The sequence below is a fragment of the Cupriavidus basilensis genome, from assembly GCF_008801925.2.
GTDB lineage: Bacteria > Pseudomonadota > Gammaproteobacteria > Burkholderiales > Burkholderiaceae > Cupriavidus > Cupriavidus basilensis.
On sequence record NZ_CP062803.1, the window covers coordinates 3,600,521 to 3,624,645 of the forward strand.

Below are 24,125 nucleotides of genomic sequence, written 5' to 3' on the forward strand. Positions count from 1 at the left end.
GCCCCCCTGACTGGTGCACCGTGCGGCACCTCGGGATCGAGGTGGATGACGCTCTGGCGATCTCAGAGTAGGCACAGATCCAGCAAGCAGCCCTGTGAGCCGACCGGTCGCTTTGGTAAAGGGGAGTTGCGGCGGGAGAACAGTTGTCCCTGGTCTAGGTCCTTCGCCAGCTCTGCTGCCGGCGACCGCGCGTCGGCCAGCACGGGCAGTCGTTGACTGCCTCGCACCAGGCAGCGAGGTTTCCTTTGCGCTTCCTCAATTCGATTTCACGGCTGGCGGTGGCGTCCATTTGCCATTCAGCACGGCTGCTTCCGGCCAGTAGGCTCGCACGTACAGGGAAAAATCCTCTCCCTTCGGTGCCGGCAGCCAGTTGCTCTCCTTGTCGCCGCCCGGCGAATCGGGTTGGATATAGAGCGTCAGCGAGCCATCGGCGTTGTACTTCAGATTCTTGTTCTTCGTGCCGATCGAATAGCGCTTGAGCGCATTCTCCGAAAAGAAATGGTGCTGGTTGTAGAGCGTGAGCGACCAGAAGCCCTTTACAGGCGGCTCGGCGCCTTTGGCAAAGGTAATGGTGTACTTGCTTGCACCGTTCAGGCGTCCACCGGCGGCATCGAGATCCTGGTAGAAGTATTTGGTCTCGTTCTGCTTGTTGACGAAGATATTGGATTTGGCCGCAGCGGTGCGGCTGAAGTAGTCCGTGCCAAAGGCGGCGCCGTTGCTGATCGTGCTCCAGTGGTCGGGCAATTGCAGGCCGTAGTTGCGGAACTGGAAGAGCGGATCCACGATCTCGCTGTCCGCCTGCGCGGCCGCTTTGATCAGAACCTCCTTGATACGGGGATCCTTGGCCGCGGCGTCGACCAGCGCGAGGGCTTCGGCGTAGCGGGCTTGTTCGCCCGGCAGCGGCCGGGCGTCCTTCAGCACCAGCGGCAGCGCATCCCAGAATTTCTCCGGCACCACCCATTTGGTTTCGGCGTCTCCCGTGCTCTGGTTGGGGAATTTGGGCAGCTTCGTCCAGTCCCGCGTCTGCATCTTGCCCGTGTATTCGGCCAGCGGGTAGAGATTCACGCCTGAGAGCGAGGACTGGACCGCCTGCTTGTCGGCGGGGGCGTCGTCCTGGAATACGCGTGGGATAAACACACCAGTGTTGCTTTTGGCCCGGAACACCTTGGTGATGCCCTTCGGCACGGCCCCCTTCCAGTCTGGGCCGACCAGCAGGTAGAAGCCCGGTTTGGTGCCGTACATCTTGCCGAACTCGGCGAAGCTGTCGGTGCGCAGATCCACCACCTGGTAGACCCAGAACCGCTTGCCGAAATCGGGCACCTGCACGACTACGGGGCTCTGGTCGAGTGCCAGCACGCTAAAGCCATAGACAACGTCCTGGTTGGGGCAAGCCACCAGGCGTTCATCCGGCGCGATGTAGTCGGTCAGCATCGACAGTCGGTTGGACGGGGCGATCGGTACCGTGCCCCCCATCAGGCCTGGCTCGGGTAGATCCTTGAATGCAAGGCGGCGATTGTAGACATTGATCATTGGCCACGCCCAGAAATAGATGTTCCGGGCCGCCATCTGCAGATAGGCATCAGTCATCTTCGTACCCGCAACCGGGCCGGTCACCGCCGCCGGAGAGTCTTGCGTCGCCAGCGCCCCGACAGGAGTCGCGACCGCGACCAGCGACGCCAGCGCCACTGAGAGGAGCGGGGAGGAGAACTTAATGCGCAACAGGCTACTCATTGGACAAGACCTCCAGGTCATTGGGTTGCCAGGCTGGTGGGCAGCGCCATGCGCAGCCCGTACGTCATTCGATACAACGTCACCCCGGATCTCTCGGTCCACCCTTCCGAATGAAGGCACTGAGCCGGGTCGAGCAAATGGCCATGACTCAGACGAAGTAACGGCTCAGGAAGGCGATGCCGGGGCCTAGCCTGCGCAGGCCAGCAGCCGGCACGCCCCTGCGGCAAGAGTCGACAGTTACTTCACCAGCCGGATTGGTGCCGGAAACCACTCGCCTCGCTGGACATCTTCCTTCGGCACATAGGTGCGGAAGTTCAGCGAGAAGCCCTTGCCCGCCGGGGTGGGCAGCCAGTTGCTTTGGGGCACTTTGTCGGGTCGCACTGGTGCAAGCCAAATGCTGGTGCTGCCGTCTGCATTGGCCTTCAGATGCGAGACGTTGTTCAGGTTGTAGCGGTGCATCGGATTGGGTACCACACGATAGTCCGGCACGCTGTACAGCGTCGTGGACCAAAATCCGTTGACGTGTGCGTCCGGCTTTTCGCCCTTCGGAAACCGGATTTCGTAGGTCTTGCTGCCGTCGAGCGGCTGCTTGTCGCTGTCGGTCAGGCCGATAAAATAGAGTGCCTCGCTGATGACATTGGCCCACAAGCCGCCATAGTTGACGATATCGCGGGCCATGACGTCGTTACCAAATTTCCCAGCCACATACGTCACCGACCACCCGCCCTTTTGCGTTCCGAATCCCTTCGCGCCCACCAGGAAAGCGGGGATTGCCTTGGTCTGGACAACGTCATCCACCCGTTTGCGCGCGGCGTCGTTGCCATTCATATAGTTGGCAACGCTGAGCGCCGAGGCCTGGAACTCTGGCGCCTTCGGCATGACGTCGGGATAAGTGGCCAGCACTGCGGCTACGTTGTCGAAGATCTCCGCGCGAATCGGGGCGGCCGGGGTAAAAGCCGGCACCGGATGCGGCAAATCGATGCTGATGCCGGCAGGTACATCCAGCGTGAACTGGTGCTGCAGCCGCTTGGCCGTCTCAGGCGTACCCTTGATCTCCACGCGCGCCAGCATCTTTGCCTTGGCCGACGGCAACTCGATCCTGACCGCGTCAGCCGGCACCGGGGGATTGGTTCCCTTGATCACCAGCGCAAACTTGCCATACGGGTGATCCGGATACGTACGCTCGTTGATATTGGTGATGACTTCGCCCCACCCGTCGAGCAGTTGGGCGGTGTAGTAACGCCCCTTGATTTTTGGAACATTCAGGATGACGGCGTGATCGTTGTCTGTGGCGAGCCAAGCTTCCAGATAGGCCACGTCGAGGTTCGGATTCACGAACTGGGCGGAACCCAGCGGGTTGTACTTGATCCTGTTGTAGCCGACCTTCTCGATGTTGATGTCGTAGTTCTCTTGCTGCAGAACCAGGTAGCGCCCGTACAGATACGTCCAGGCCGAGACGATCTGCTCATCGGAGGGAGCGGCGGCGCTCGCAGTCGCACTGCTCGCGGTCGTGCTCGTACTGGGTGAGCTGCAGGCGGTCATGCCAAGGCCTATGAAGCCTGCTGCGATTGAGGTCACAATCCATTTGGGAGCGCGCATGGCGTTGGTCGTCCGTTCCGGTTTTGTCAGTTTGCTTTGTGGCATATCCGCAGCGAAGATGCGGGCTTCCCACTATGGCCGACAACCGGGGCGGGGAGAACTTAGTTTTCTTGCGGGAGATTTAAGTTCCTTCGTTTTTTTGGGGGGCATCTTCATGCCATAGCGCGCTAGCCTGCACTAATTCGGCTGCCTGCAGACGCTGTGGTGGGGCAAGTCTTCTGTTATTTAAAACTCGGGGCCCCGCAGGCTTCATCAGATTTTCGAGCCGCCGGCGATGCGGGGCGAGCGATCAACACCAGACCGGCAGCGTCGAACACAGATGTGTAAGTCCGCAAAGGCCCATGACGCGACGAGAGTGATATGCGAGTGAACGTTCGCTGCTTGCTGCGGAACGGCCGTTTGAGTGTCTGCGGGGCGCACGCCGGCGAAAGGCAGGAGATGGCCGGCAAGCGACCGCTCTGCGGCCCTTGCAAGCCTTACACCCCTGTTTGTTCGGCCATTTCGAGGGCGTCATCTACCGCAGTGCCGAGGTATCGGACCGTGATTTCGCACTTCATGTGCCCAAGCAGCAACTGTACCGCCCGAAGATGCCTTGTCCGCCGGTAGGTCAACGATGCCTTCGTGCGTCGCATGGTGTGCGTGCCGTAAGCCGTGTCGTCGAGCCCGATTGACACGCCCCCCCCCCGGTGTACCAACCGGGCCTATTGTTATCTGCCAATGTCACGCGCCAAGGCGGCAACATCTGTGGGGGGCTGCGTCGGATGACAAGGATAAAAGGCGGTAGCCCCCAGACATGCCCGTGGGGCTACCGGCGTCGACTCGACGACAGGAAAGGATTACAGCGGCTTGGGGGCATACAGCGCGCTTTGGAATTCGGGCACGTACTCGTACTTGAGCATCTTGCCTAGCTCCAGGGACTTAATGAACGTCGATAGACTTCCTTCTGTCAGGCTGAGGCTCACCGCCTCCGCACTTGTGCTGGAGGCATGACTGAGCTGACGGGAAATCGCATAACCCGTGGTTAATCGCCCTTGCTGATCGACATTTGTAAAGCTATTGGTCACCGTGGAGATCTTTTTTGAAAGATCGTCCAGCCTCCTGGCTTCGATGGTGACATCGACCTTGCCCGTCTCGCTGTCAAAGATCTCGACGACAACTGACTCGTCGGTTTCCCGGTAGTTAATGCCCGTCAGCCACTTGGGTAGATTGTAGCCAACAACACCCCGTACCCTGGCAAGCTCGGTATTGACCGGAAGCTTCAGTACGTAGCCCCAGAAGTCGTTCGACATCGCCTGACGCATCAAGGTCAGCGGCCCGAGATTGGCGCTACCCGGCCGATTCGTGATGACGGAGAGACCAATCTCGTTGTAGCTGTCGTTGTCGCAATAGTCATAGGCGTAAGCGGTGAGTGCGACAAGGCCCCTGCCCGGCCAGACCTGGAGCGGTTGAACCTTCTCCAGGACTTGGGCAGGCATCAATTCCCGAAGCTTGTTCAAGTCGGCGGTGAAGATGACCGTCACCCTGCTGTTCTTGTAGTAGAAGTTGGGCGAATGGGATTCAAAGCCGATATTCACTGTCTCCTTCCTGAGTTCTTTGAACCAACTCAAGTCAACGTCTGGCGCTTCGGACGCAATGACGGAAAGCGGAGGATTGGAGCGATAGCGGTCATACAGCCCGCCTTTGACCACAGGGACCTCATGGCCGGCGATGCTGATTGTTGTGCTTTCGGTTTGCCTGGTTTCCGATGTCTCATCGGCCCATGCAGGATTCAAGAAGACACTCATGATTACCCCTGCTGCAGCAAGATTGCTGATTTTCATCTTGACGATACTTTGGGTGCTTAAGTTGAGAACGGGAATGGATCCCGGGTGCCCGACAAGCGCCCCTCGAAATCGGATAAGCCCGTGACGCGTCGACCACTGCCTGGCGACTCGGGTAGTCCGCGTGATTAGTGACGACAACCGGCACGCGCGCACCTTGCGCGGCAACATCCTGTGAACCACGGGCCTGTGCTTGCCCCAGCAGGGGAAGCATAAGCACGGATGTCATCACGAGGGCGAGCACGTTCGTCAGCGGTGCGTTCATGGATGCTTGGGGTCCGAAGGGTCCGGGCATCAGCTTGCAGCGTTGTCTGGCCGGTCAGGCATGGACGCGCTGCGCCACCCAGCGCCGGTATTGGCGGACGCGGCATGCGTTGGACACCTGTTGCAGGATCAGCGCACGCAGTGGTGACACCCTGGGATCCGTGGCCTTGCCTCGGCTTAGCTGGCGCAGTTGAAACTTGACTGCCGCCATGTTGGCCAATGCGGCCAGCGGCTTGTTCTTCCAACTGATCGGCAGCAACGCAGGCGCACTGTCTTTGCCAGCGCGCCAGTCGCGCGGCAGATTGGGGTCAATGGCCAGGGCGGTACCGATGCCAACCATGTCCACGCCGCTCCTGACCACTTGCTCGGCCACCGGCCGACGGCGGATGCCGCCTGTGACCATCACTGGCATCTCCGCCACCGTGCGGATGTCGCGGGCGAACTCGACAAAGTAGGCCTCGCGGGCGAGCGTGCTGCCGTCGCGGGCTTCACCCTGCATGGCCGGGGCCTCATAGCTGCCTCCCGACAACTCGACCAGGTCAACGGCAAGCGCGTTGAGCATCATCACAACCTGGCGGGCGTCATCCGCGCTGAAGCCGCCACGCTGGAAGTCGGCAGAGTTCAGCTTGACGGCAACGGCGAATCCGGGCGAGACCACGGCGCGTACGGCCTTGATGATCTCAAAGAGCAAGCGAGCGCGGTTTTCCAGCGGGCCACCCCACGCATCTGTTCTTTGGTTGCTCAACGGCGAGAGGAACTGGCTCAGCAGGTAGCCGTGCGCCGCGTGAATTTCGACGCCCGTGAAACCTGCCTGTTCCCCCAGTTGCGCCGTACGGGCAAAGCGCTGGATCACGTCCTCGATCACCTCCTGCGTCATCGCCTGCGGCGTGTTGAAGTGCCTGGACATATTGCCCAGGTTCATTGACACGGCGGAGGGAGCCCAGGTGGGCTGCCCCAGATTGGCAGGCATCTGGCGGCCGGGATGGTTGATCTGCAGCCAGAACTGCGCCCCCTTGGACCGGCCGACCCGTGCCCAGCGCCTGAACCGGTCCAGGTGCCTGGCGTCTTCCAGCACGACGCCGCCGGGCCCCGTCATGGCACGGCTGTCCACCATCACATTGCCGGTCATCAGCAGGCCGGCCCCCCCCTCTGCCCAGGCCTCGTACAGGCGCATCAGCGCCTCGGAGGGTGCGTGGTCAGCGTCCGCCATGTTCTCTTCCATGGCGGCTTTGGCGATGCGATTCGGAACGATTGAACCGTTACGAAGGGTCAACTTGTCGAACACGTTCATGGAGTCACCTCGTTTTGATCGTGATTCGACTTTAAGGTTGAAGTCAACTTTAATGTCAATGCCTTTTGCGAGGTGATGTATATGCATCGCCGCGCATGGCTGCGAGAACTGGACACCGAACACGGGCCTTCCGGGCATCCCGGTCGTCAGCACTGGGTGCGCCGACCGTGATGGAAGAAAACCACCTGTGCGTCACGTGGCCCCAGCCTTCGTAGAAGATCTCAACGCCATGCATTGTTGTCACGTATCCCCTCTTCGCTTCTCCTATGTAGCGCATAAGCCACTTTCCCGCCCACAAGGTGACCGGAATGGGGCCAACCTGAACGATCCGCATCTGGATGCTTGACCTTAAAGTTGCGTTTAACCTTAAAGTGCTGGCTACTGGCTACTGGCTGCCGGCTGTGAGTTGGCTCGCCTCGGGCACTGCGTAGCGGGTCAATCATCGAGAAAGCGCAATGAAGACGGATAGGCGGTTCACACGGATCGAATTCGGACCGATGGAAGGTGAGCCGGAAGGCTTGAATTCCAGCCCCTCGGCAATCTGCGCCGCTAGGGAGCGCCCATGACCGCCCCAGACTATGACGTCGTCGTCTTTGGCGCCACCAGCTTTGTTGGCCAGATCCTGACGCGATACCTGGCGGAATACCTCTCGGCTCAGGCTGAAACCTTGCGCTGGGCCATTGCGGGCCGATCCGAAGCGAAGCTTGAGGACGTCAGGCGCTCGCTGGGCGCGGCGGGGCAATCCCTGCCCATCATCGTGGCGGACGCTGCGAACGAAGCCCAGTTGCAGGCCCTGTGCGCGCAGACCCGGGTGGTGGTGTCCACCGTCGGCCCCTACGCGCTGTATGGCGAACCGCTGATCAAGGTATGCGCGCAAAGTGGCACGGACTACTGCGACCTCACGGGCGAGACCCAGTGGATCAAACGGATGATCGAGAAATATGAGGCCACGGCCCAGCAATCGGGGGCGCGCATCGTGCATTGCTGCGGCTTCGATTCGGTGCCCTCCGACATGGGCGTCTATTTCTTGCAACGACAGGCGATGCGGCATTTTGGTGCCCCGGCCGCCCACGTCAAGATGCGCGTCAAGACACTCAAGGGCGGCGCTTCAGGCGGCACGGTGGCCAGCATGATCAACGTGGTCAAGGAGGCCGCTGCCGATCCTTCCTTGCGCAAGGAGCTGGTCAACCCCTATGCGCTTTGCCCCACAGGCCACAGTCTCACGGCGCGCCAGCACTACGTTAGCGCCGCTGAATTCGATACCGACTTCGATGCCTGGATAGCCCCCTTCGTCATGGCGGCGATCAATGAGCGCGTGGTTCACCGCTCCAACGCTTTGTCCGGTAAGGCCTATGGCAACTCGTTCACGTATGACGAAGCGATGCTGACGGGGGTGGGTTTCAGAGGCCGCTTGACTGCACTGACGATCGTGGCGGGTCTCGGTGCGTTCCTGGCGGGAGCCGTCGTCAGCCCCATACGTGCCGTGATGGAGCGCTTCTTGTTGCCCAAGCCCGGTGAAGGGCCAAGCCCTGCGGCACAGCTGGCCGGTCGCTACGATCTGCGCTTCCTGGGTCGAACCGCAGGGGGCCAGACCTTACGTGTGAAAGTCACGGGCGATCGCGATCCGGGTTATGGTTCCACCAGCAAGATACTTGGCCAGGCGGCGGCCAGCCTGGCACTGGATCACGTTAAGAACGGCATCAAGATCGGGCGCGGTGGCGGCTTCTGGACACCGGCGACGATGTTCGACGAGCGCTTTATCGACCGCCTGACGCGCCATGCTGGTTTGCGCTTCGAGGTGATATGACGAAGCACCTGACAAATGCCACGAAATGCCACGCGCGTTCCGCCTGCAAGCCAGGATGGCGCTGGCCAAACGCTGAAAACGGAGAAGCCAAGGCATGGCAGCATCGGATCAAGCGCAAGCGGTTCGTCCGCGGGACGAGCTCGACATAGCGGCAGTCGATAGTGCGTTTTAACTGATGTATAGAGCCAGAGACGATAGAGTCAGAGATTCTTGAGGGCGACTTCAAACTGTTTGAGGAGTGTGGTGAACATGAAGATCGGGGAACTGGCGGAGCGCACTGGCCTTGCCCCGTCGCGCATCCGCTTTTACGAAGGCATCGGCCTGTTGAAGGTCGAGCGTCAGCCGAACGGCTACCGGACCTATCCACCTCAGGCGGTGCTGGTGCTCGAGCTGATCGCGACTGCGCAGCAGGCCGGCTTTAGTCTGGACGAGATTCGTACGCTGCTACCGCCCGACCTGGCGCGCTGGGAGCATGGCTCGTTGATTGAAACGCTCCGCAGCAAGGTGCAGGACATCGAGGCGCTGGAGAGGCGGCTTGCGCAGAGCAAGGCGCACCTCGTCGCACTCCTGGCGCAGATCGAGGCGAAACCTGAGGAAATTGACTGTGCTACCAATGCGGGCAGGGTGTTGTCGTGGATACGATCCGGGGAATTGGAAAGCCCAGCCCTGGCGACCGGCGATGTCACTACCCTTCGCAAGGCGAGCCGGCGCCGGTCAGGCAGGACTGGCTGATGCACCGTCGATGGTCGGCGCAACTGTGCGGCCAAAGCGCTCGGCATGCGCGACAAGCCAGCATGCATTTCGGTAAGGGCAAGGAGATAACACATGATTCTGGACGTGAACCACCAGCCGGTCAGCGTTGAATGCGACCCTGCCACCCCCTTGCTGTGGGTGCTGCGGGACCACCTGAACCTGACAGGGACGAAGTTCGGCTGCGGCGTCGCGGCTTGCGGCGCGTGTACCGTGCATCTGGATGGCACGGCGGTGCGGTCCTGCGTCCTGCCCGTGGCGGCGGTGGCCGGCAAGCGCATCACCACGATCGAAGGGCTGGCCAGCGCACCGGGCAAGCGCCACGCGCTACAGCAGGCCTGGATTGACGAACAGGTGCCGCAATGTGGCTACTGCCAGTCGGGCATGCTGATGGCGGCGGCGGACCTGCTGGCCCGGCAGCCAGACCCTAGTGATGCCGACATCGATGTGGCCATCACCAACCTGTGCCGCTGCGGCACCTATCCGCGCGTGCGTACCGCCATCAAACGTGCCGCGAAGGCGCTGCGCGAGGGCCACGCATGAGCCGCAACGCAACGACCCCGCGCCGTGGACGGCGCCGATTCCTGCTGGGGGCGCTCGGCCTTGGCGGCGCGCTGGTGGTGGGCTGGGGCGTGATGCCCCCGCGCAGCCGGCTTGGCGGTCCCGAGGTATTCCCTGAAAAGTCCGGCCAGATTGCCCTGAACGGCTGGATCAAGATCACGCCGGGGGGCAACGTCATCCTGGCCATGCCGCGGGTAGAGATGGGCCAGGGCATCCACACCGCGCTCTCGATGCTGGCCGCTGAGGAACTCGATATTCCGCTGGCGCGGGTGAGCATCGAGTCGTCGCCCATCGAGCGAATCTATGGCAATGTCGTCGCCATGGGCGACAGCTCGCTGCCGCTGCATCCGGACGACGCTGACAAGACCTGGGCGCGCGCGCTGCACTGGATCATGGCAAAGAGCGCGCGCGAGATCGGCCTCATCATCACGGGCGGCAGCAGCAGCGTGGCCGACGGCTGGCAGCCCGTGCGCGAGGCCGCCGCAACTGCGCGCGCCACGCTGGTGGAAGCGGCTGCGCGCGAATGGGGCGTGCAGGCGGCGCAGGTAACGGTGCGGGAAGGCCAGCTCATTGGCCCGGGCGGCAAGCAGATGCCTTTCTCTTCGGTCGCGCGCAAGGCGCGCGACATTGCGCCGCCATCGAGCGTCACGCTCAAACCGGCTGCGCAATATCAACTGATTGGCAAGCCTGCGCCGCGCAATGACATCGCCGACAAGACGGATGGCAGCGCACGCTTTGCCATCGATGTGCGGCCGCCTGGCATGTTGTATGCGGCGGTCGTCATGTGTCCGGTGTTTGGCGGCAAGCTCAAGACCTTCCAGTCGAAGGCGGCGCTTGCCATGCCCGGTGTGCGGTATGTCGTGCCGTTCGAGGGCTCGGCGGGTGGCGCACCGGGCGTGGCCGTGGTGGCCGACCACTACTGGCAGGCGCGACAGGCCCTGGAAAAGCTCGAACCGGTCTGGGACAACGGGCCGCATGCCTCGCTCGATTCCGCGGGCATCCGGCGCCAGCTCGTTAGCGCGCTCGACAGCGACAAGAGCGGCTTCACGTACCGTTCGATGGGCGATGGCCTGAAGGCCTTTGACAAGACGGGTGGCGCAACCATCGTCGAGGCCGAATACAGTGTGCCGTACCTGGCGCATGCCGCCATGGAGCCGATCAACTGCACGGCGCAGGTCAGCAAGGATGGCGTGCAGCTATGGGCGCCCACCCAGGTGGCCACGCTGGCGCAACTGGTCGCCGCGCGCGCCGCAGGTGTGAGCCGCAACCAGGTGCAGATCGACATCCCGCTCATTGGCGGCGGATTCGGACGGCGGCTGGAGTCGGATTTCATCGGCCAGGCCGTGTCGATCGCCACCAAGACCGAGGGCCGCCCGGTACAGGTGATCTGGACGCGCGAAGACGACTTCCGCCACGACTTCTATCGCCCGCAGGCCATCGCACGGCTGAAGGCACGCGTCGAGCATGGCAAGGTGACGGCCATCGCCTCGCGCAGTGCCGCGCAGTCGATCCTGGCCGGCGAGCTGGAGCGTCTGTTCGGCGTGCCGTCGCCCGGTATTGACCGCTATACAGCCGAAGGCCTGTTCGACCTGCCGTACGAGATCGAGCACGAGCACATCGCGCACATGGTGGTCGATTTGCCGGTCCCGATCGGGTTCTGGCGCAGCGTCGGCCATTCCTACACCGGGTTCTTCCTCGAGGGCTTCCTGAACGACGTGGCGGCCGCTGCCAAGCTTGACCCGCTGGCGATGCGGCGCGACTTGCTCAAGGCGCACCCGCGTGAGCTGAAGGTGCTCGACACCCTGGCGCAGGCGGCAGGCTGGGGCCAGCCACTGGCACCAGCCGCAGACGGTGCGCCGCGTGCGCGCGGGCTCGCGCTGCACAATGCGTTTGGCTCGGTGGTGGCGCAGGTGGCGGAAGTGTCGCTCAGGGACGGCAAGCCGCGTGTACATCGCGTTGTCTGCGCCGCGGACTGCGGCACGGTGATCAACCCGGACATCGTTGCGCAGCAGATGGAAAGCGGGATCATCTTCGGGCTGACTGCGGCACTGTACGGCCAGGTCCAGATCAAGGACGGGCAGGTCGTACAGGCCAACTTCCCCGACTATCCGCTGCTGAAGATGGGGGAGACACCGGTGATCGAAACCCACCTCGTGCCCAGCACGGCCGAGCCCAGCGGCGCTGGTGAAATCGCCGTGCCCCCGGTTGCGCCGGCCGTGGCACATGCCGTCGCCCAGCTCACCGGCAAACCGGTGCGACAACTGCCGATTGCGTAAGGCAAAGGCAAAAGCAAAGTGGATATTTCGCGGCGTCGGCCACGGAGAGTGGCCGGCGCAGCAATATCAGCGGTCTGTGACGACAATCCTGGCAATATCGAACGAGTCCGCCGTCCGCGAAAAGGCTGCTCTTGCCTGAGTCGCGCAAAGCACCTTCATCGAATCGCCGTCTGCGCATCCGCTGCGCGTCGTTCCCTACCGAGCCACACGTAAAGCTTCGGCATGTAAGCGCACTGGAAATCGTTCGATGAGCCCCCCTCCGCGCGCTATATCGCCGGATAAAAAAACGCCAACCCGCTTTGGGTTGGCGTTGTGTTTTGGGGCGTACTACTGGTATCAGAACTGGTATCAGAACTGGTTCATGGTGTTGTCCTTACCTGCCGCCTTCAGGGCTGCTTCGCCGCTGAAATACTCCTTGTGGTCGTCGCCGATGTCCGAGCCGGACATGTTCTGGTGCTTGACGCAGGCGATGCCCTGGCGGATTTCCTTGCGCTGCACGCCGGCCACATAACCCAGCATGCCCTGGTCGCCGAAGTATTCCTTGGCCAGGTTGTCGGTCGACAGTGCGGCGGTGTGGTAGGTCGGCAGCGTAATCAGATGGTGGAAGATACCGGCTTCGCGCGACGAGTCGGCCTGGAAGGTCCGGATCTTTTCGTCGGCGAGCTTCGCCAGTTCGGTCTGATCGTATTCCACGTTCATCAGCTGGCTGCGCTCGTATGCCGACACATCCTTGCCCTCGGCCTTCATCGCGTCATACACCTGCTGGCGGAAATTCAGGGTCCAGTTGAACGATGGGCTGTTGTTGTACACCAGCTTGGCGTTCGGGATGACTTTGCGAATCTCGCTGACCATGCCGCCGATCTGGGCGATATGCGGCTTTTCGGTCTCGATCCACAGCAGGTCAGCGCCGTTTTGCAGTGCGGTGACGCAATCCAGCACGCAGCGCGCTTCGCCCGTGCCGGCGCGGAACTGGAACAGGTTGCTAGGCAGGCGCTTGGGACGCAGCAGCTTGCCGTCGCGCTTGATGATGACGTCGCCATTGCCCAGTTCGTCGGCCGACAGTTCTTCGCAATCGAGGAAGGAATTGTATTGATCGCCCAGGTCACCCGCCGTGTTGGTCACGGCGATCTGCTTGGTCAGGCCAGCGCCCAGCGAGTCGGTACGGGCCACGATGACGCCGTCGTCCACGCCCAGTTCCAGGAAGGCGTAGCGGATGGCGCGGATCTTGGCCAGGAAGTCCTCGTGCGGCACGGTGACCTTGCCATCCTGGTGGCCGCACTGCTTCTCGTCGGACACCTGGTTTTCGATCTGAATGCAGCAGGCGCCCGCTTCGATGAACTGCTTGGCCAACAGGTACGTTGCTTCGGCGTTGCCGAAGCCCGCGTCGATATCCGCGATGATGGGCACAACGTGGGTGACGTGGTTGTCGATTTTTGCCTGGATGGCGGCCTTGGCGGGTCCCTGGGCAGCATCCAGTTCGCGGAACAGGCCGCCCAGTTCACGGGCGTCGGCCTGGCGCAGGAAGGTGTACAGCTCGCGGATCAGCGCGCTGACGGAGGTCTTTTCGTGCATCGACTGGTCCGGCAGCGGGCCGAACTCGGAGCGCAGTGCGGCCACCATCCAGCCGGACAGGTAAAGGTAGCGGCGCTCGGTGCTGTTGAAGTGCTTCTTGATGGAGATCATCTTCTGCTGGCCGATGAAGCCGTGCCAGCAACCCAGCGACTGGGTGTACTTGGACGAATCGGCATCATAGGCGGCCATGTCGGCGCGCATGATCTTGGCGGTGTACTTGGCAATGTCCAGGCCCGTCTTGAATTTGTTCTGGGCACGCATGCGGGCAGCATACTCGGGGTTGATGGCATTCCATGCGCTGCCGTGGTTCTCTTTCAAACCGGCAACTGCCTTGATGTCGTCTTGATACTGGGCCATGTCGAATTCCTAAGCGTGTTTGAAGAAAGGGGTGCTTGTGCCGCTACGGATCTATGAATGTCGAAGCAGGCAGCGTGGAATCATTGTATGGCGCTTCTGGTGCACTGCGGTGAAGTCTTATATAAGACATAAGAGTTGGTTTTCCCTTATTTTTCAATGAGATAGGCATTTAATTTCGCGATGCGGAACGCGTTTTCGAGGAACGAAAACAAAACACCGCGGAAACCCGGCGTGAATTCCGCAATGTGAAAAGCGCTTTCAGTGGCTAGAAGTGAAGGCAAGCCCAGATGGCTTGAGCAACGATAGTTGGGGGGATTTTGTAGACGCCTGTCGAACGAACAGGGTCATGAGGCGATGCAGAAACGAAACGTGTGGCTGTCTTCGTGCCTGCTGCGATCATTCGATCTCGGGCGAGAATCGTCGCGAACTGGCCGAACCCGGAAGTTCGTCGCCGGCCAGTGCTCGATCGCCCCGACTGAACTACGAACTTCCGTGGTCGCCGCCAAAGCGGCCGGTGAATATCTCAGGCAGCGCCCATTGCGGCAGGCTGCTCGCGCATGCGACGGGCTTCGTCGCGCAGGAACTGCTGGTAGTCGTCCAGATCCCCGTCGAAGGGCTCGACGCCGCCCTTGGTGACCAGCCAGAACTCGTCGCATACGGCCCGCAGCAGGGCCCGGTCGTGGCTGACCAGCATCACCGTGCCTTCGAATTCGTTGAGCGCCATGCCTAGCGCTTCGCGTGTGGCCAGGTCGAGGTGGTTGGTAGGCTCGTCGAGCAGCAGCAGGTTGGGACGCTGCCACACGATCATGCACAGCACGAGCCGCGCCTTTTCGCCGCCGCTCATCGTGCCGACCGCCTGATGGACCATGTCGCCGCTGAAGCTGAATGTGCCGAGGAAGGTGCGAAGGGATTGCTCCGTACCACTCTGGCCGGGCGCGCGCATGTGCGCCGGCGTGTCCTTGGCAAGGCGGATCATGTGTTCCAGCGGCGTGTCGAGCGGGCGCAGCACGTCGAGTTCCTGCTGTGCGAAGTAGCCGATATTCAGGCCTTTGCCTTCGCTGATTTCGCCGGAAATCGGCGCCAGCGCGTGCGCCACCGTCTTCACCAGCGTGGACTTGCCTTGGCCGTTGGCACCGAGAATGCCGATGCGCTGCCCGGCCAGCACGGAACGGTTGATGCCCCGCACGATGACCGTGGGCGGCGTGCCCGACAGTGCGTCGGTCGGCGCCGGGTAGCCGAAGCTCGCGTCCAGCATCGACAACAGCGGGTTCGGGACGTTGAGTGGCTCCTTGAACTCGAAGTTGAACTCTGCGTCGGCAAGCACCGGCGCGATTCTCTCCATGCGCTCGAGCGCCTTGACCCGGCTCTGCGCCTGCTTCGCCTTCGAGGCCTTGGCCTTGAAACGGTCGATGAATTTCTGCAGGTGGGCGATCTTGTCTGCCTGCCTGGCCATCGCGGCCTGCTGCAACAGGAGTTGCTCAGCGCGCATGTCTTCGAACTTGCTGTAGTTGCCGCCATAACGCACGAGCTTGGCGTTGTCGACGTGCACCGTCACCTGCGTCACCGCGTCGAGGAATTCGCGGTCGTGGCTGATCACGACCATGGTGCCTTGATAGCGCTTGAGCCAGGCTTCCAGCCAGACCAGCGCGTCGAGGTCCAGGTGATTGGTCGGCTCGTCGAGCAGCAGCAGGTCGGACGGGCACATGAGCGCGCGCGCCAGTTGCAGTCGCATGCGCCAGCCGCCGGAGAAACTGTTGACCGGCTGACTAAGCTGCGCGGCACTGAAGCCAAGGCCCAGGATCAGCGCCTGGGCGCGTGCGGGGGCATCGTGTGCACCGGCGTCGTGCAGGGCCATGTAGGCGTGCGCCATGCGCATGCCGTCGTCGCTGGCCTCGGCGGCGGCGACTTCGGCCTGCGCGGCCAGCAGCACGGTGTCACCCTCGACGACGAAGTCCGTCGCGCTCTGCTCCGTCTCCGGCATATCCTGCGCGACCTGGCCCATCTTCCATGCAGCGGGAATCGAGAACTCGCCGCTGTCTTCATGCAGCGTGCCGTTGAGAAGGGCGAAGAAGGACGACTTGCCAGCGCCATTGCGCCCGACAAGACCGATCTTTTCGCCGGGGTTGAAGGTGACGGATGCGCGGTCGAGTACGGCATTGACGCCACGACGCAGCGTGACATTACGGACGGAAATCATAGGGAGCCACTTCGGAGAGGAATGGCATGATAGCCGACCGGACGTGCAGGACCGTCGCTTTTCTGGCCGCACGCCGCAAAGCGCCGCTTGCGCCTTGCGGCGCCCACCGGCCACAAAGCAAGGCGATCAACAGCATCGACCACCGGCTCAGGCGTATTGCGCGAGCCCTTTGCCAAGGGACCAATTCGCCTTTGCGACCTCGACAAGGCTAGCCACGCGATGCGCTTGCCGTGCTTTCAGCCGCCTTCAGGAGTGCGGTACGAGGCTAGCAACTAGCCGGTCGCATATGCAATGAGCGGCAAGTTCAAGGGCTTCACAGCGGTGGGCGATTCAGGGCGACCCAACGCTGAACAGACGGCCTTCGCCACTGGTGCGCAGCGTAGTCAGCCAACCTTCCCGGCACCGCATCACCATTGCGGACGAGCCGGTTCAGCATCAGAGCAAGGTCGACGTCTGCGATGCACCACTCGCCCAAGAGGTTCGGTGAGTGGTCGGCAAGCAGCACCTCGCAAGCAGAAAACAGTTTTCCCGCAGCCATACTTGCTGCCGCAGATAGGGGCGCCGCGGGCGCGCCATAAAATACGCGGCCAGCGCTCGGCCGCCCCAATTCTGTCCGTCAGATTTCTACGAACCGGCCATTTGCTCGTCGGCGTGCAATAAGGCTACTGTCCCAGCGGGAACGAACCGAAGCGGCGAATGGCGAATGGCGAATGGCGAATGGCAACGCCTACGCCAATCGCAGCCCCCACAACACATCAAGCACGTGTTGCGTGGAACGCTCAACGTACCCCGCACGATGTGCAATGCCGAGCCGGCGCCACAACGCCGGGCGCAGCGCACGCATGACGATGCGCCCATCGGGCAATGGCGTAGTGGCCTCATGGGGCAACAGCGCTGCGCCGTAGCCTGCCGCGACCAGACTTTTGATCGCGTCGTTGTAGTTGAGCTGAATGCGCGGGGCAGGATGGTGCCCCGCGGTCGCGAACCACTCCGCGGTCAGTCGCGAGAGTCGCGTGGTCGCGTCATTGAGAATCAGAGGTTGGGCAGCGAGCCATTCAGGCGTGACGCGGGCCGGACACCGCCAATGCGCCGGCAAAAAGGCCATCACGGGGTCGCGGCGCCAAGGCTTTATCACGAGTCCAGCCACCGGGGGCTGAGGCAGTGCGATCAGCCCGACATCCAGCCTGCCATCCGCCAGCCGGGACAGCGTTTCTTGCGAAGTGAGTACGGCAACCTGAATGTCAATAGCGGGATGGTCCTGGCGCAGCACCTCAAGCGCTTGCGGCAACAGGTGCGCGATCACCCCGGTCGACGCACCGAGCCGCGCGCGCCCTTCGAGCCCTTGCACCTGGCGTTGAATATCGTCTAACGCCTGCTCCGCATCGGCCAGCAGCCGGCGCGCGCGCTCCACCAGCACCTCTCCTATCGCCGACGGCCTGACATGTCCGCGCTTGCGTGACAGGAGTGGCGCCCCGATGCGGTCTTCGAGTTCAGCGATGTGGAGGCTGACCGTTGGCGGCGCCAGGTGCAATGCACGCGCCGCTTCGACAAATGAGCCACGGTCGGCAATGGCGACCAGAGTGCGCAAACGGTCCAGGCTGATCTCTCGCATGTTGGCGTCCAGATTCAGAAAAACTGAATATTCACGTTATGAAATACAACTTTCTCTATTCTAGCGGTCCGTGGAACATAGGGGCTCGTTCTCCTTGTCAAAACCCGCAGTCACCGGAGTATTTCACGTATGCGCTTTCCCCTTGTTTTCATCGACGGCGACCAAGGCACCACGGGGTTGCAAATCCACGAACGGCTGCGCGACCGGACCGACCTCAGGCTGTTCACGCTTGCCGCTGCGGAGCGCAAGGATCCGCGCCGTCGCGCAGAAGCCATCAACGCCTGCGACATCGCCATCCTCTGTTTGCCGGATGCCGCCGCGCGCGAGGCGGTGCACGCCATTGTGAATCCTGCCGTCAGGGTCATCGACGCAAGCTCCGCCCACCGCACACAGCCCGACTGGACATACGGTTTTCCGGAAATGACGCAGGGACAGGCTGAGCGCATTGCCAACGCACGTCGGGTCACCAATCCCGGTTGCTATCCGACCGGCGCCATTGGCTTGCTGCGTCCGCTGTTGCAAGCTGGGCTCATACCAGCGGACTACCCTATCAGCATTCATGCGGTGTCGGGCTACTCCGGACGCGGTCGTGCCGGCGTGGAGGAACATGAGGGCCAGGGTGCCGCCAACGCGCTTTCATACCAGGTATATGGCCTGGAACTCGCGCACAAGCACACCCCGGAGATCCAGCAGCACGCCGGGCTCGCGCAGCGTCCCATCTTCATCCCTGCGTTGGGTGCGTTCCGCCAGGGCATCGTGCTGACGGTGCCCTTGGCGCTGCGGCTGCTGGCACCCGGCGTGGATGGCGCTACGTTACACGCATGCCTCGCACGCCACTACGCCGAGGCTGCCCACGTCCATGTCTTGCCGCTGCACGAATCGTGCGCCTTGAAACACCTGGATCCACAAGTGCTGAACGGCACGAACGACATGCGCTTGAGCGTATTTCCCAACATGGAACACGGGCACGTCCTGCTGTCCGCGGTGTTCGATAATCTTGGCAAAGGCGCATCCGGCGCTGCGGTTCAGAACCTGAACCTGATGCTCACGCAGCAATAGTGGCCGATGGCTTGAGCTAACGTTCGGCCGCCCCATATGCCAACAATTGTTGGCCATTCTGGTCGCGGCCGCCGCCGGGTTCCTCGCCTCGATCCGCTTGCCGGGTTCGAGCAGCACCTGGTCCACGGATAGCACGCGTTGGGACATGACAGACTCCGGTTTCCTGATGGCGGTTCGGGAAGCCACCGTGACCGGGTGCTTGCCCCACTCCCCCCTGCCTCACGCCGCGGCCGTCAGCACTATTTTGACGTTGCCATAGGCCATGTCGACCAGTCTGGATGATGAACTTGAACGCGCGAGTTTCCACCGGCTTGATGGTGCACGGCCACGCCAGGCGTCGGTACGCTGGCGTACCCGGTGATGCGAAGCTGGCCCACCAGGCAGCGCAAGTGCCAGCTCCAGCAGCCCCGGGACGCACATTTGACCAATGGGAACTTCCTGGGCTATGTTCTAGTGTCGGCGAAGAAGAGAGTCGTGGAAGCACTTCAACGGAAACGGGGACCATGCGTCACGACGCTTGCGCCCTGCTATTTGCAACTGCACGGAGGACCGAGGCACCTATGTCAAAGACCACCAAGAAGCAATACCTGAAGGCACTCAACCGGCGCCTGAAGAAGGAATCGGCAGGCAGGTTCGATACGGAGTTTGTGTGCTATCCGGTCGGCTCAAAACCGAAGGACGCGACTGGCGTGACAGCAAGTGCACCCGCCGATGCGCAGGTGCTCGCCGTCATGGATGCGGTCCAGGCTCGGGTGTTTGCCAAGTTCGAGGGCTCGGCAAAACAGGGATAGGCCGATGCTTCGGCAACGGCAGGCCGCGCAGGCGCGCGACGAGCGCCTGGCGTGGCCCGAGGCGCTTTGTCCGCAACCGGAGCCCGCCGGCCCACGGCGCGACGCTTAAGCCTTCGCGGGACGCCCGGTCTTGATGGCTTCGACTTTCGAGACCGCGGCCAGCAATTGCTTCGGCGAGCTTGCGGCAAGCAGCAGCAAGCCGGCGCGCAGGATCTCGCTCTTCTTGATTTGCACGCCCGCGTCCACGCACCGCTGCTTGAGCTCGGCGATTTTCGCGTAGTCGGACTTCGGCATCGTGAAGCTGTCGCGCAGCACCTTTTCCTTCTTGGCGCCCTGCGCTTTTTTCGGCACGGCCACATCGGCGCGAGCTTCCACCTTCGATGGCTTGCTCTTCTGCGGTTTCGTCTCGGCCTTGGTCCCGGCCTTCGTTGCAACCTTGGTCTGCGCCTTCGTCGCAACCTTGGACACTGCCTTCTTGCTGCCCGAGACCCTTGGCGTCTTCTCCTTGGGGGCGGCTGCGCCGCTGTCGGCTACTTGCACGCTCGTCGGAAAATAGAAGACCTCGTTCGTCGGCGGCTTGATGATGGGTGAATTCACGGCAACTCTCAAAATCAAAAACAGGCTAAACAGTATATACCGTTTAGCGACGGGTATCAGGTGGCCCCCGCTTCCGCCACCGTCGCCCGTGAGGGTCGCCTCGGTTACTTGCTAGTGGCGTCGACAGGGATCCCGGCGTTGCTGCCGGCCGCGCCGCCTCGCGCGGGCCGGCGCACGGCTCTCACCTTCCCGCTGTCGCCGCCTCCGCAGAAGAACTGGTCGCCGCCATTGGATTCGAGCCCCGACACGCCGACGCCGCCTGGCATCTCGATGCTCTCCAGGACCTTTCCCGTTTGGGGATCGACCTTGCGCAACTCGCTCTGCTCGCCTTCCCAGGTGCCGTGCCAGAGCTCTCCTTCGACCCATGTGACCCCGGTGACGAAGCGATTGGACTCGATGGTGCGAAGAATCTCCCCGGTCTGGGGATCGACCTGATGGATCTTGCGCTCCCGGTACTGCCCCACCCAGAGCGTGCCTTCGGCCCATGCGAGTCCCGAGTCGTTGCCGCCGCCGGGCGCCGGAATCGTGGCGACCACGCGGCCGGTCTGCGGATCGATCTTCTGGATGCGATCCTCGGCAATCTGGAACAGGTGCTGGCCGTCGAAGGCGGTTCCCGCGTGTGAGGCGACATCCATCGCGCGCAGCGTCTTCCCGCTCGCCGGGTCCAGCGCGATCAGCTTGTCGCCGGTGGCAAACCAGACTTGCTGGCCGTCATAGGTAACCCCATGCACGCTGTCGACACCCGGAAAGGGACCATACTCACGGATGATTTCGGCCGCTGATCGTTTCATGTTTCCATCCTCATGACGCTGCAGTGAAGGGCAATCGATGAAGGGCAATCGATGCAGTGCATTCTAGTCACCCGGCAGTGGCGCGGGGAGTAACAAGGTCGTCGCGAATCCAGGCACGGGCGGCGTCAGCCAGCGGCGCGCGCGCCCGCGGCCAAACGACTGCACCTTGCCTGCTGCCGCAAGCGCGTCGAGTGCGCGCTGCACGGTGCGCTGGCTGGCGCCAAGGGCCACTGCCAGGGCCGAGCTAGACCATGACTCACCGTCCGCAACGACAGCGAGCACCGCCGCGTGCGCCTCGTCGACGGGCCTCGCCAGCACGACAACCTCGCGGGCGACGTGCGGCACCAGCGCAAACCCGCGCCGGGTCGCGCCCACGCCGGCCAGCGGCCCAAGCAAGGTGCGAAGCCGCCCGATTTCAACGCGTAGCCGCGCGCGATGCGACGCATCGGCGTGCCGGGCACGGAATGCCCGCGCAATCAGCGCGTCCCTCGGCACGTCCGCAGGCCACGCTTCGGCCAGCGCGCGTGCGAGCGCGAACAGCACCGGACGCCTCGCCAGCGAGACCACCGTGCCCGCCTCACGCACGGCATGACGGCACGCGTCCACAACCAGCGCCTTGGATGCCAGCAACGCTTCCACCTCATCGAGCAGCAGGAACCGCTCTTGGCCACGCGCAATCAGGCGCGCCGCGGGCGTTTGCAGGACGAGGAATGCGCTCTGGACCTCCGCCGTCAGCGCAGGGATGCCGGCGTGGCGCGCGGCGTGCTCAGCCCGGGCAAGCGCGGCGCGTGCCGCCTTTGTGCGCAGGCGCCGCAGCGCGATCCCCGCAACGACCAGCGCATGGACGGCGCTGGACGCGGGCGGAAAGGGCGCGGGGTCGAGCTGGGCCAGCGTCAGCTCGGCCTCGTCGAGGCGCCCGATCAGCAGGAGGCGCCTGGCTTCGAGAAACCGCGCGTGCGCGGCGTTCACCGGGTCGCCGTGCGCCTCCAGGGTGGCGCGCGCTGCGTCGAGCGCCTTCGCCGGCCAGCTCAGGTCGCGCGAGGCCAGCGCGATCTCGGCCTCGGCGACGACGCACCGCGCGCGGGCCACGGCCTCTTTCGGGCCGAAGGCGCGCGCCGCGCTTCGCACCAGCGCCTTCGCGCGCACGAGATCGCCAAGCTGCGCCATCGCGATGCCACGCAGCGCAAGCGCTGGCGCGTCGTCGCGCAAGGCGACCCGGTTCAGCGCACCAAGCGGGTCACCCGCCGCGAGCGCGCGCGCCGCGGCCGTGATCAGCGAATCCATCTGAATCCCAATCGCGCCACACTTGTCACTCCCGCCGTTCGGATGCCCGGCACTAATCTATCACGACCACCAACCCGCACATCGTCCCTGGTAGCTGGTACTGAGCGAACGACGATGGACACCCAACGGAGGAAAGCATGATGACGCAACACATCACCGCGACACGCGAAGAGTGGCTGGCAGCGCGGCTCGCGCTGCTCGAGGCGGAAAAGGACCTGACGCGGCGCAGCGACGAGCTCGCGCGGCGACGCCAGGCGCTGCCATGGGTCCGGGTCGACAAGGCGTACCGGTTCGAGACCGACGAAGGCAGCGCCTCGCTGGCAGACCTCTTCCGGGGGCGCTCGCAGCTCCTCATCTACCACTTCATGTTCGGGCCCGACTACACAGCGGGGTGCCCATCCTGCTCGTCGATCGCGGACGGGTTCGACGGCGTCGTGGTTCACCTGGCAAACCACGACGTCACGCTTGCGGCGGTGTCGCGCGCACCGCTGGCGAAACTGCAGGCGTACAAGCAGCGGATGGGCTGGACGTTTCCCTGGGCGTCCTCGCTCGGCAGCGACTTCAACTTCGATGCCAACGTCTCCTTCACCGAGGCGCAACAGCGCGACGGGTTCGTCGAATACAACTACAAGCGCGGCGGCCACGCGATGGACGCCACACCGGCCCCGGAACCCGTCGCCCGGTTCGCAGCCACATGCGGCACCGACGCAGCCACGTACTCGCGCGATCGGCCGGGCCTGAGCGCATTCGTGCTTGAGGATGGCGTGGTCTATCACACCTACTCCGCCTATGCGCGCGGGGTGGACGGCCTTTGGGGCATGTACCAATGGCTCGACCGCGCCCCCAAGGGACGCAACGAGACGGGCATCTGGTGGCGCCGCCACGACGAGTACGGCGAGCGCTGAGCCAGGCCATGGGCAACGCAGGCGCCGCCGAGGGAGCGCAGGCGCAACGAAGCATGGTCTCCGGGCGAGCCTTCCTGGGCACGTCGGCGCTGCTCTTCTTGGCCTGCACGGCGGTGACGATCGCCTGGTCCGCGTCCATGTCAGCGATGGGCGCGATGCCGATGCCCGGCGGCTGGACGATGTCGATGGCGTGGATGCGGATGTGCGGGCAGACGTGGCCCGGCGTTGCGGCGTCATTCCTCGGCATGTGGGTCGTGATGATGGCAGCGATGATGCTGCCATCCCTGATGCCCATGCTGTGGCACTACCGCCAGGCAGTCGGCACAACAGGCCGGACGCACCTGGGCTGGCTGACCGCGCTGGTGGGCGTGGGGTACTTGTTCGTGTGGGCCGTGCTCGGCATAGCCACCTTTGCGCTGGGCGCCGCGCTGGCGGCGCTCGAGATGCGGCTGCCGGCGCTGGCGCGCGCGGTTCCGGTCGTGGCTGGTGCGGTGGTCCTGAGCGCCGGCGCACTCCAGTTCACCGCCTGGAAGGCGCACCACCTTGCCTGCTGCCGGGAGATGCCTGGGCACGGATGCGGGCGGCGGGGGGACGCCGGTGCGGCGCGGGGGAATGGGCTGCAATTCGGCCTGCGATTCGGCCTGACCCTCGGCCTGCACTGCGTTTGCAGCTGTGCGGGCCTGATGGCAATTCTCCTTGTCATCGGGGTCATGGACCTGCGCGCGATGGCTGCCGTGACGGCAGCCATCACCGTCGAGCGTCTCGCACCGTCCGGCGAGTGCGCCGCGCGCGCCATCGGCGCCGTCATCATTGGGGCAGGGTTGATCCTGATCGCGCTGGCGTGAGCACCATGTTCAAGGG

General features: G+C 63.3%; 18 protein-coding genes and 2 pseudogenes. 8 read left to right on the forward strand and 12 right to left on the reverse strand.

The window, feature by feature from the left end:
- Positions 1-255: 255 nt before the first annotated feature.
- From F7R26_RS16525 to F7R26_RS16540, 5 genes and pseudogenes are all read right to left on the reverse strand, one after another.
- Positions 256-1,752, reverse strand: coding sequence for a DUF1254 domain-containing protein (locus F7R26_RS16525; RefSeq protein WP_241754347.1), 1,497 nt, complete (start codon positions 1,750-1,752; stop codon positions 256-258).
- Positions 1,753-1,968: 216 nt separating this feature from the next.
- Complete coding sequence (locus F7R26_RS16530) at positions 1,969-3,375, reverse strand: DUF1214 domain-containing protein (protein WP_241754348.1); 1,407 nt, start codon at positions 3,373-3,375, stop codon at positions 1,969-1,971.
- Positions 3,376-3,806: 431 nt separating this feature from the next.
- Positions 3,807-4,031, reverse strand: a pseudogene (locus F7R26_RS41035) (integrase); the annotation flags it as partial.
- A gap of 135 nt (positions 4,032-4,166) precedes the next feature.
- Positions 4,167-5,150, reverse strand: coding sequence for an acetoacetate decarboxylase (ADC) (locus F7R26_RS16535; RefSeq protein WP_150990876.1), 984 nt, complete (start codon positions 5,148-5,150; stop codon positions 4,167-4,169).
- Between the two features lie 319 nt (positions 5,151-5,469).
- Positions 5,470-6,705: an NADH:flavin oxidoreductase/NADH oxidase family protein gene (locus F7R26_RS16540; RefSeq protein WP_150990943.1), complete on the reverse strand. Its 1,236-nt coding sequence runs from the start codon at positions 6,703-6,705 to the stop codon at positions 5,470-5,472.
- A 562-nt stretch (positions 6,706-7,267) separates the two neighbouring features.
- On the opposite strand from F7R26_RS16540, the gene F7R26_RS16545 reads away from it, so the two are divergent.
- From F7R26_RS16545 to F7R26_RS16560, 4 genes are all read left to right on the forward strand, one after another.
- Positions 7,268-8,512 (forward strand): saccharopine dehydrogenase family protein, encoded by a 1,245-nt coding sequence (locus F7R26_RS16545; protein ID WP_150990874.1) that lies wholly within the window; start codon positions 7,268-7,270, stop codon positions 8,510-8,512.
- Positions 8,513-8,761: 249 nt separating this feature from the next.
- Complete coding sequence (locus F7R26_RS16550; RefSeq protein ID WP_150990941.1) at positions 8,762-9,244, forward strand: MerR family transcriptional regulator; 483 nt, start codon at positions 8,762-8,764, stop codon at positions 9,242-9,244.
- 93 nt (positions 9,245-9,337) lie between these two features.
- On the forward strand, positions 9,338-9,805 hold the full coding sequence (locus tag F7R26_RS16555) for a (2Fe-2S)-binding protein (protein ID WP_150990872.1): 468 nt from the start codon (positions 9,338-9,340) through the stop codon (positions 9,803-9,805).
- Entirely contained in the window at positions 9,802-12,099 is a 2,298-nt protein-coding gene (locus F7R26_RS16560; protein ID WP_150990870.1) for a xanthine dehydrogenase family protein molybdopterin-binding subunit, read from the forward strand. Before F7R26_RS16555 ends, F7R26_RS16560 begins: the two co-directional genes overlap by 4 nt.
- 348 nt (positions 12,100-12,447) lie before the next feature.
- On the opposite strand, the gene F7R26_RS16565 is transcribed toward F7R26_RS16560, so the two are convergent.
- From F7R26_RS16565 to F7R26_RS16580, 4 genes and pseudogenes are all read right to left on the reverse strand, one after another.
- Positions 12,448-14,028: an isocitrate lyase gene (locus tag F7R26_RS16565; protein ID WP_150990868.1), complete on the reverse strand. Its 1,581-nt coding sequence runs from the start codon at positions 14,026-14,028 to the stop codon at positions 12,448-12,450.
- A 523-nt stretch (positions 14,029-14,551) separates the two neighbouring features.
- Positions 14,552-16,225, reverse strand: coding sequence for an ABC-F family ATP-binding cassette domain-containing protein (locus tag F7R26_RS16570; protein WP_150990866.1), 1,674 nt, complete (start codon positions 16,223-16,225; stop codon positions 14,552-14,554).
- A gap of 313 nt (positions 16,226-16,538) precedes the next feature.
- A pseudogene (locus F7R26_RS16575) lies at positions 16,539-16,808 on the reverse strand (glutathione transferase); the annotation flags it as partial.
- Positions 16,809-16,952: 144 nt separating this feature from the next.
- Positions 16,953-17,837 carry a LysR family transcriptional regulator gene (locus F7R26_RS16580; RefSeq protein ID WP_150990862.1) on the reverse strand — a complete coding sequence of 295 codons (885 nt, stop codon included), beginning with the start codon at positions 17,835-17,837 and terminating at the stop codon, positions 16,953-16,955.
- Between the two features lie 129 nt (positions 17,838-17,966).
- On the opposite strand from F7R26_RS16580, the gene argC reads away from it, so the two are divergent.
- Together argC and F7R26_RS16590 are read left to right on the forward strand one after the other, a co-directional pair.
- Complete coding sequence (argC, locus tag F7R26_RS16585) at positions 17,967-18,896, forward strand: N-acetyl-gamma-glutamyl-phosphate reductase (RefSeq protein ID WP_150990860.1); 930 nt, start codon at positions 17,967-17,969, stop codon at positions 18,894-18,896.
- Positions 18,897-19,456: 560 nt separating this feature from the next.
- Complete coding sequence (locus tag F7R26_RS16590; protein ID WP_150990858.1) at positions 19,457-19,687, forward strand: hypothetical protein; 231 nt, start codon at positions 19,457-19,459, stop codon at positions 19,685-19,687.
- Between the two features lie 105 nt (positions 19,688-19,792).
- On the opposite strand, the gene F7R26_RS16595 is transcribed toward F7R26_RS16590, so the two are convergent.
- The 3 genes from F7R26_RS16595 to F7R26_RS16605 form a co-directional block, all read right to left on the reverse strand.
- Positions 19,793-20,284: a hypothetical protein gene (locus tag F7R26_RS16595; protein WP_150990856.1), complete on the reverse strand. Its 492-nt coding sequence runs from the start codon at positions 20,282-20,284 to the stop codon at positions 19,793-19,795.
- A gap of 104 nt (positions 20,285-20,388) precedes the next feature.
- Positions 20,389-21,075 carry a Vgb family protein gene (locus tag F7R26_RS16600; RefSeq protein ID WP_150990854.1) on the reverse strand — a complete coding sequence of 229 codons (687 nt, stop codon included), beginning with the start codon at positions 21,073-21,075 and terminating at the stop codon, positions 20,389-20,391.
- A gap of 63 nt (positions 21,076-21,138) precedes the next feature.
- Complete coding sequence (locus tag F7R26_RS16605) at positions 21,139-22,359, reverse strand: helix-turn-helix domain-containing protein (RefSeq protein WP_150990852.1); 1,221 nt, start codon at positions 22,357-22,359, stop codon at positions 21,139-21,141.
- Between the two features lie 140 nt (positions 22,360-22,499).
- Between F7R26_RS16605 and F7R26_RS16610 the strand changes: the two genes are divergently transcribed.
- Both F7R26_RS16610 and F7R26_RS16615 read left to right on the forward strand, forming a co-directional pair.
- Positions 22,500-23,264: a DUF899 domain-containing protein gene (locus tag F7R26_RS16610; protein WP_416351336.1), complete on the forward strand. Its 765-nt coding sequence runs from the start codon at positions 22,500-22,502 to the stop codon at positions 23,262-23,264.
- A gap of 8 nt (positions 23,265-23,272) precedes the next feature.
- On the forward strand, positions 23,273-24,109 hold the full coding sequence (locus F7R26_RS16615) for a DUF2182 domain-containing protein (protein ID WP_150990848.1): 837 nt from the start codon (positions 23,273-23,275) through the stop codon (positions 24,107-24,109).
- Positions 24,110-24,125: the final 16 nt, after the last annotated feature.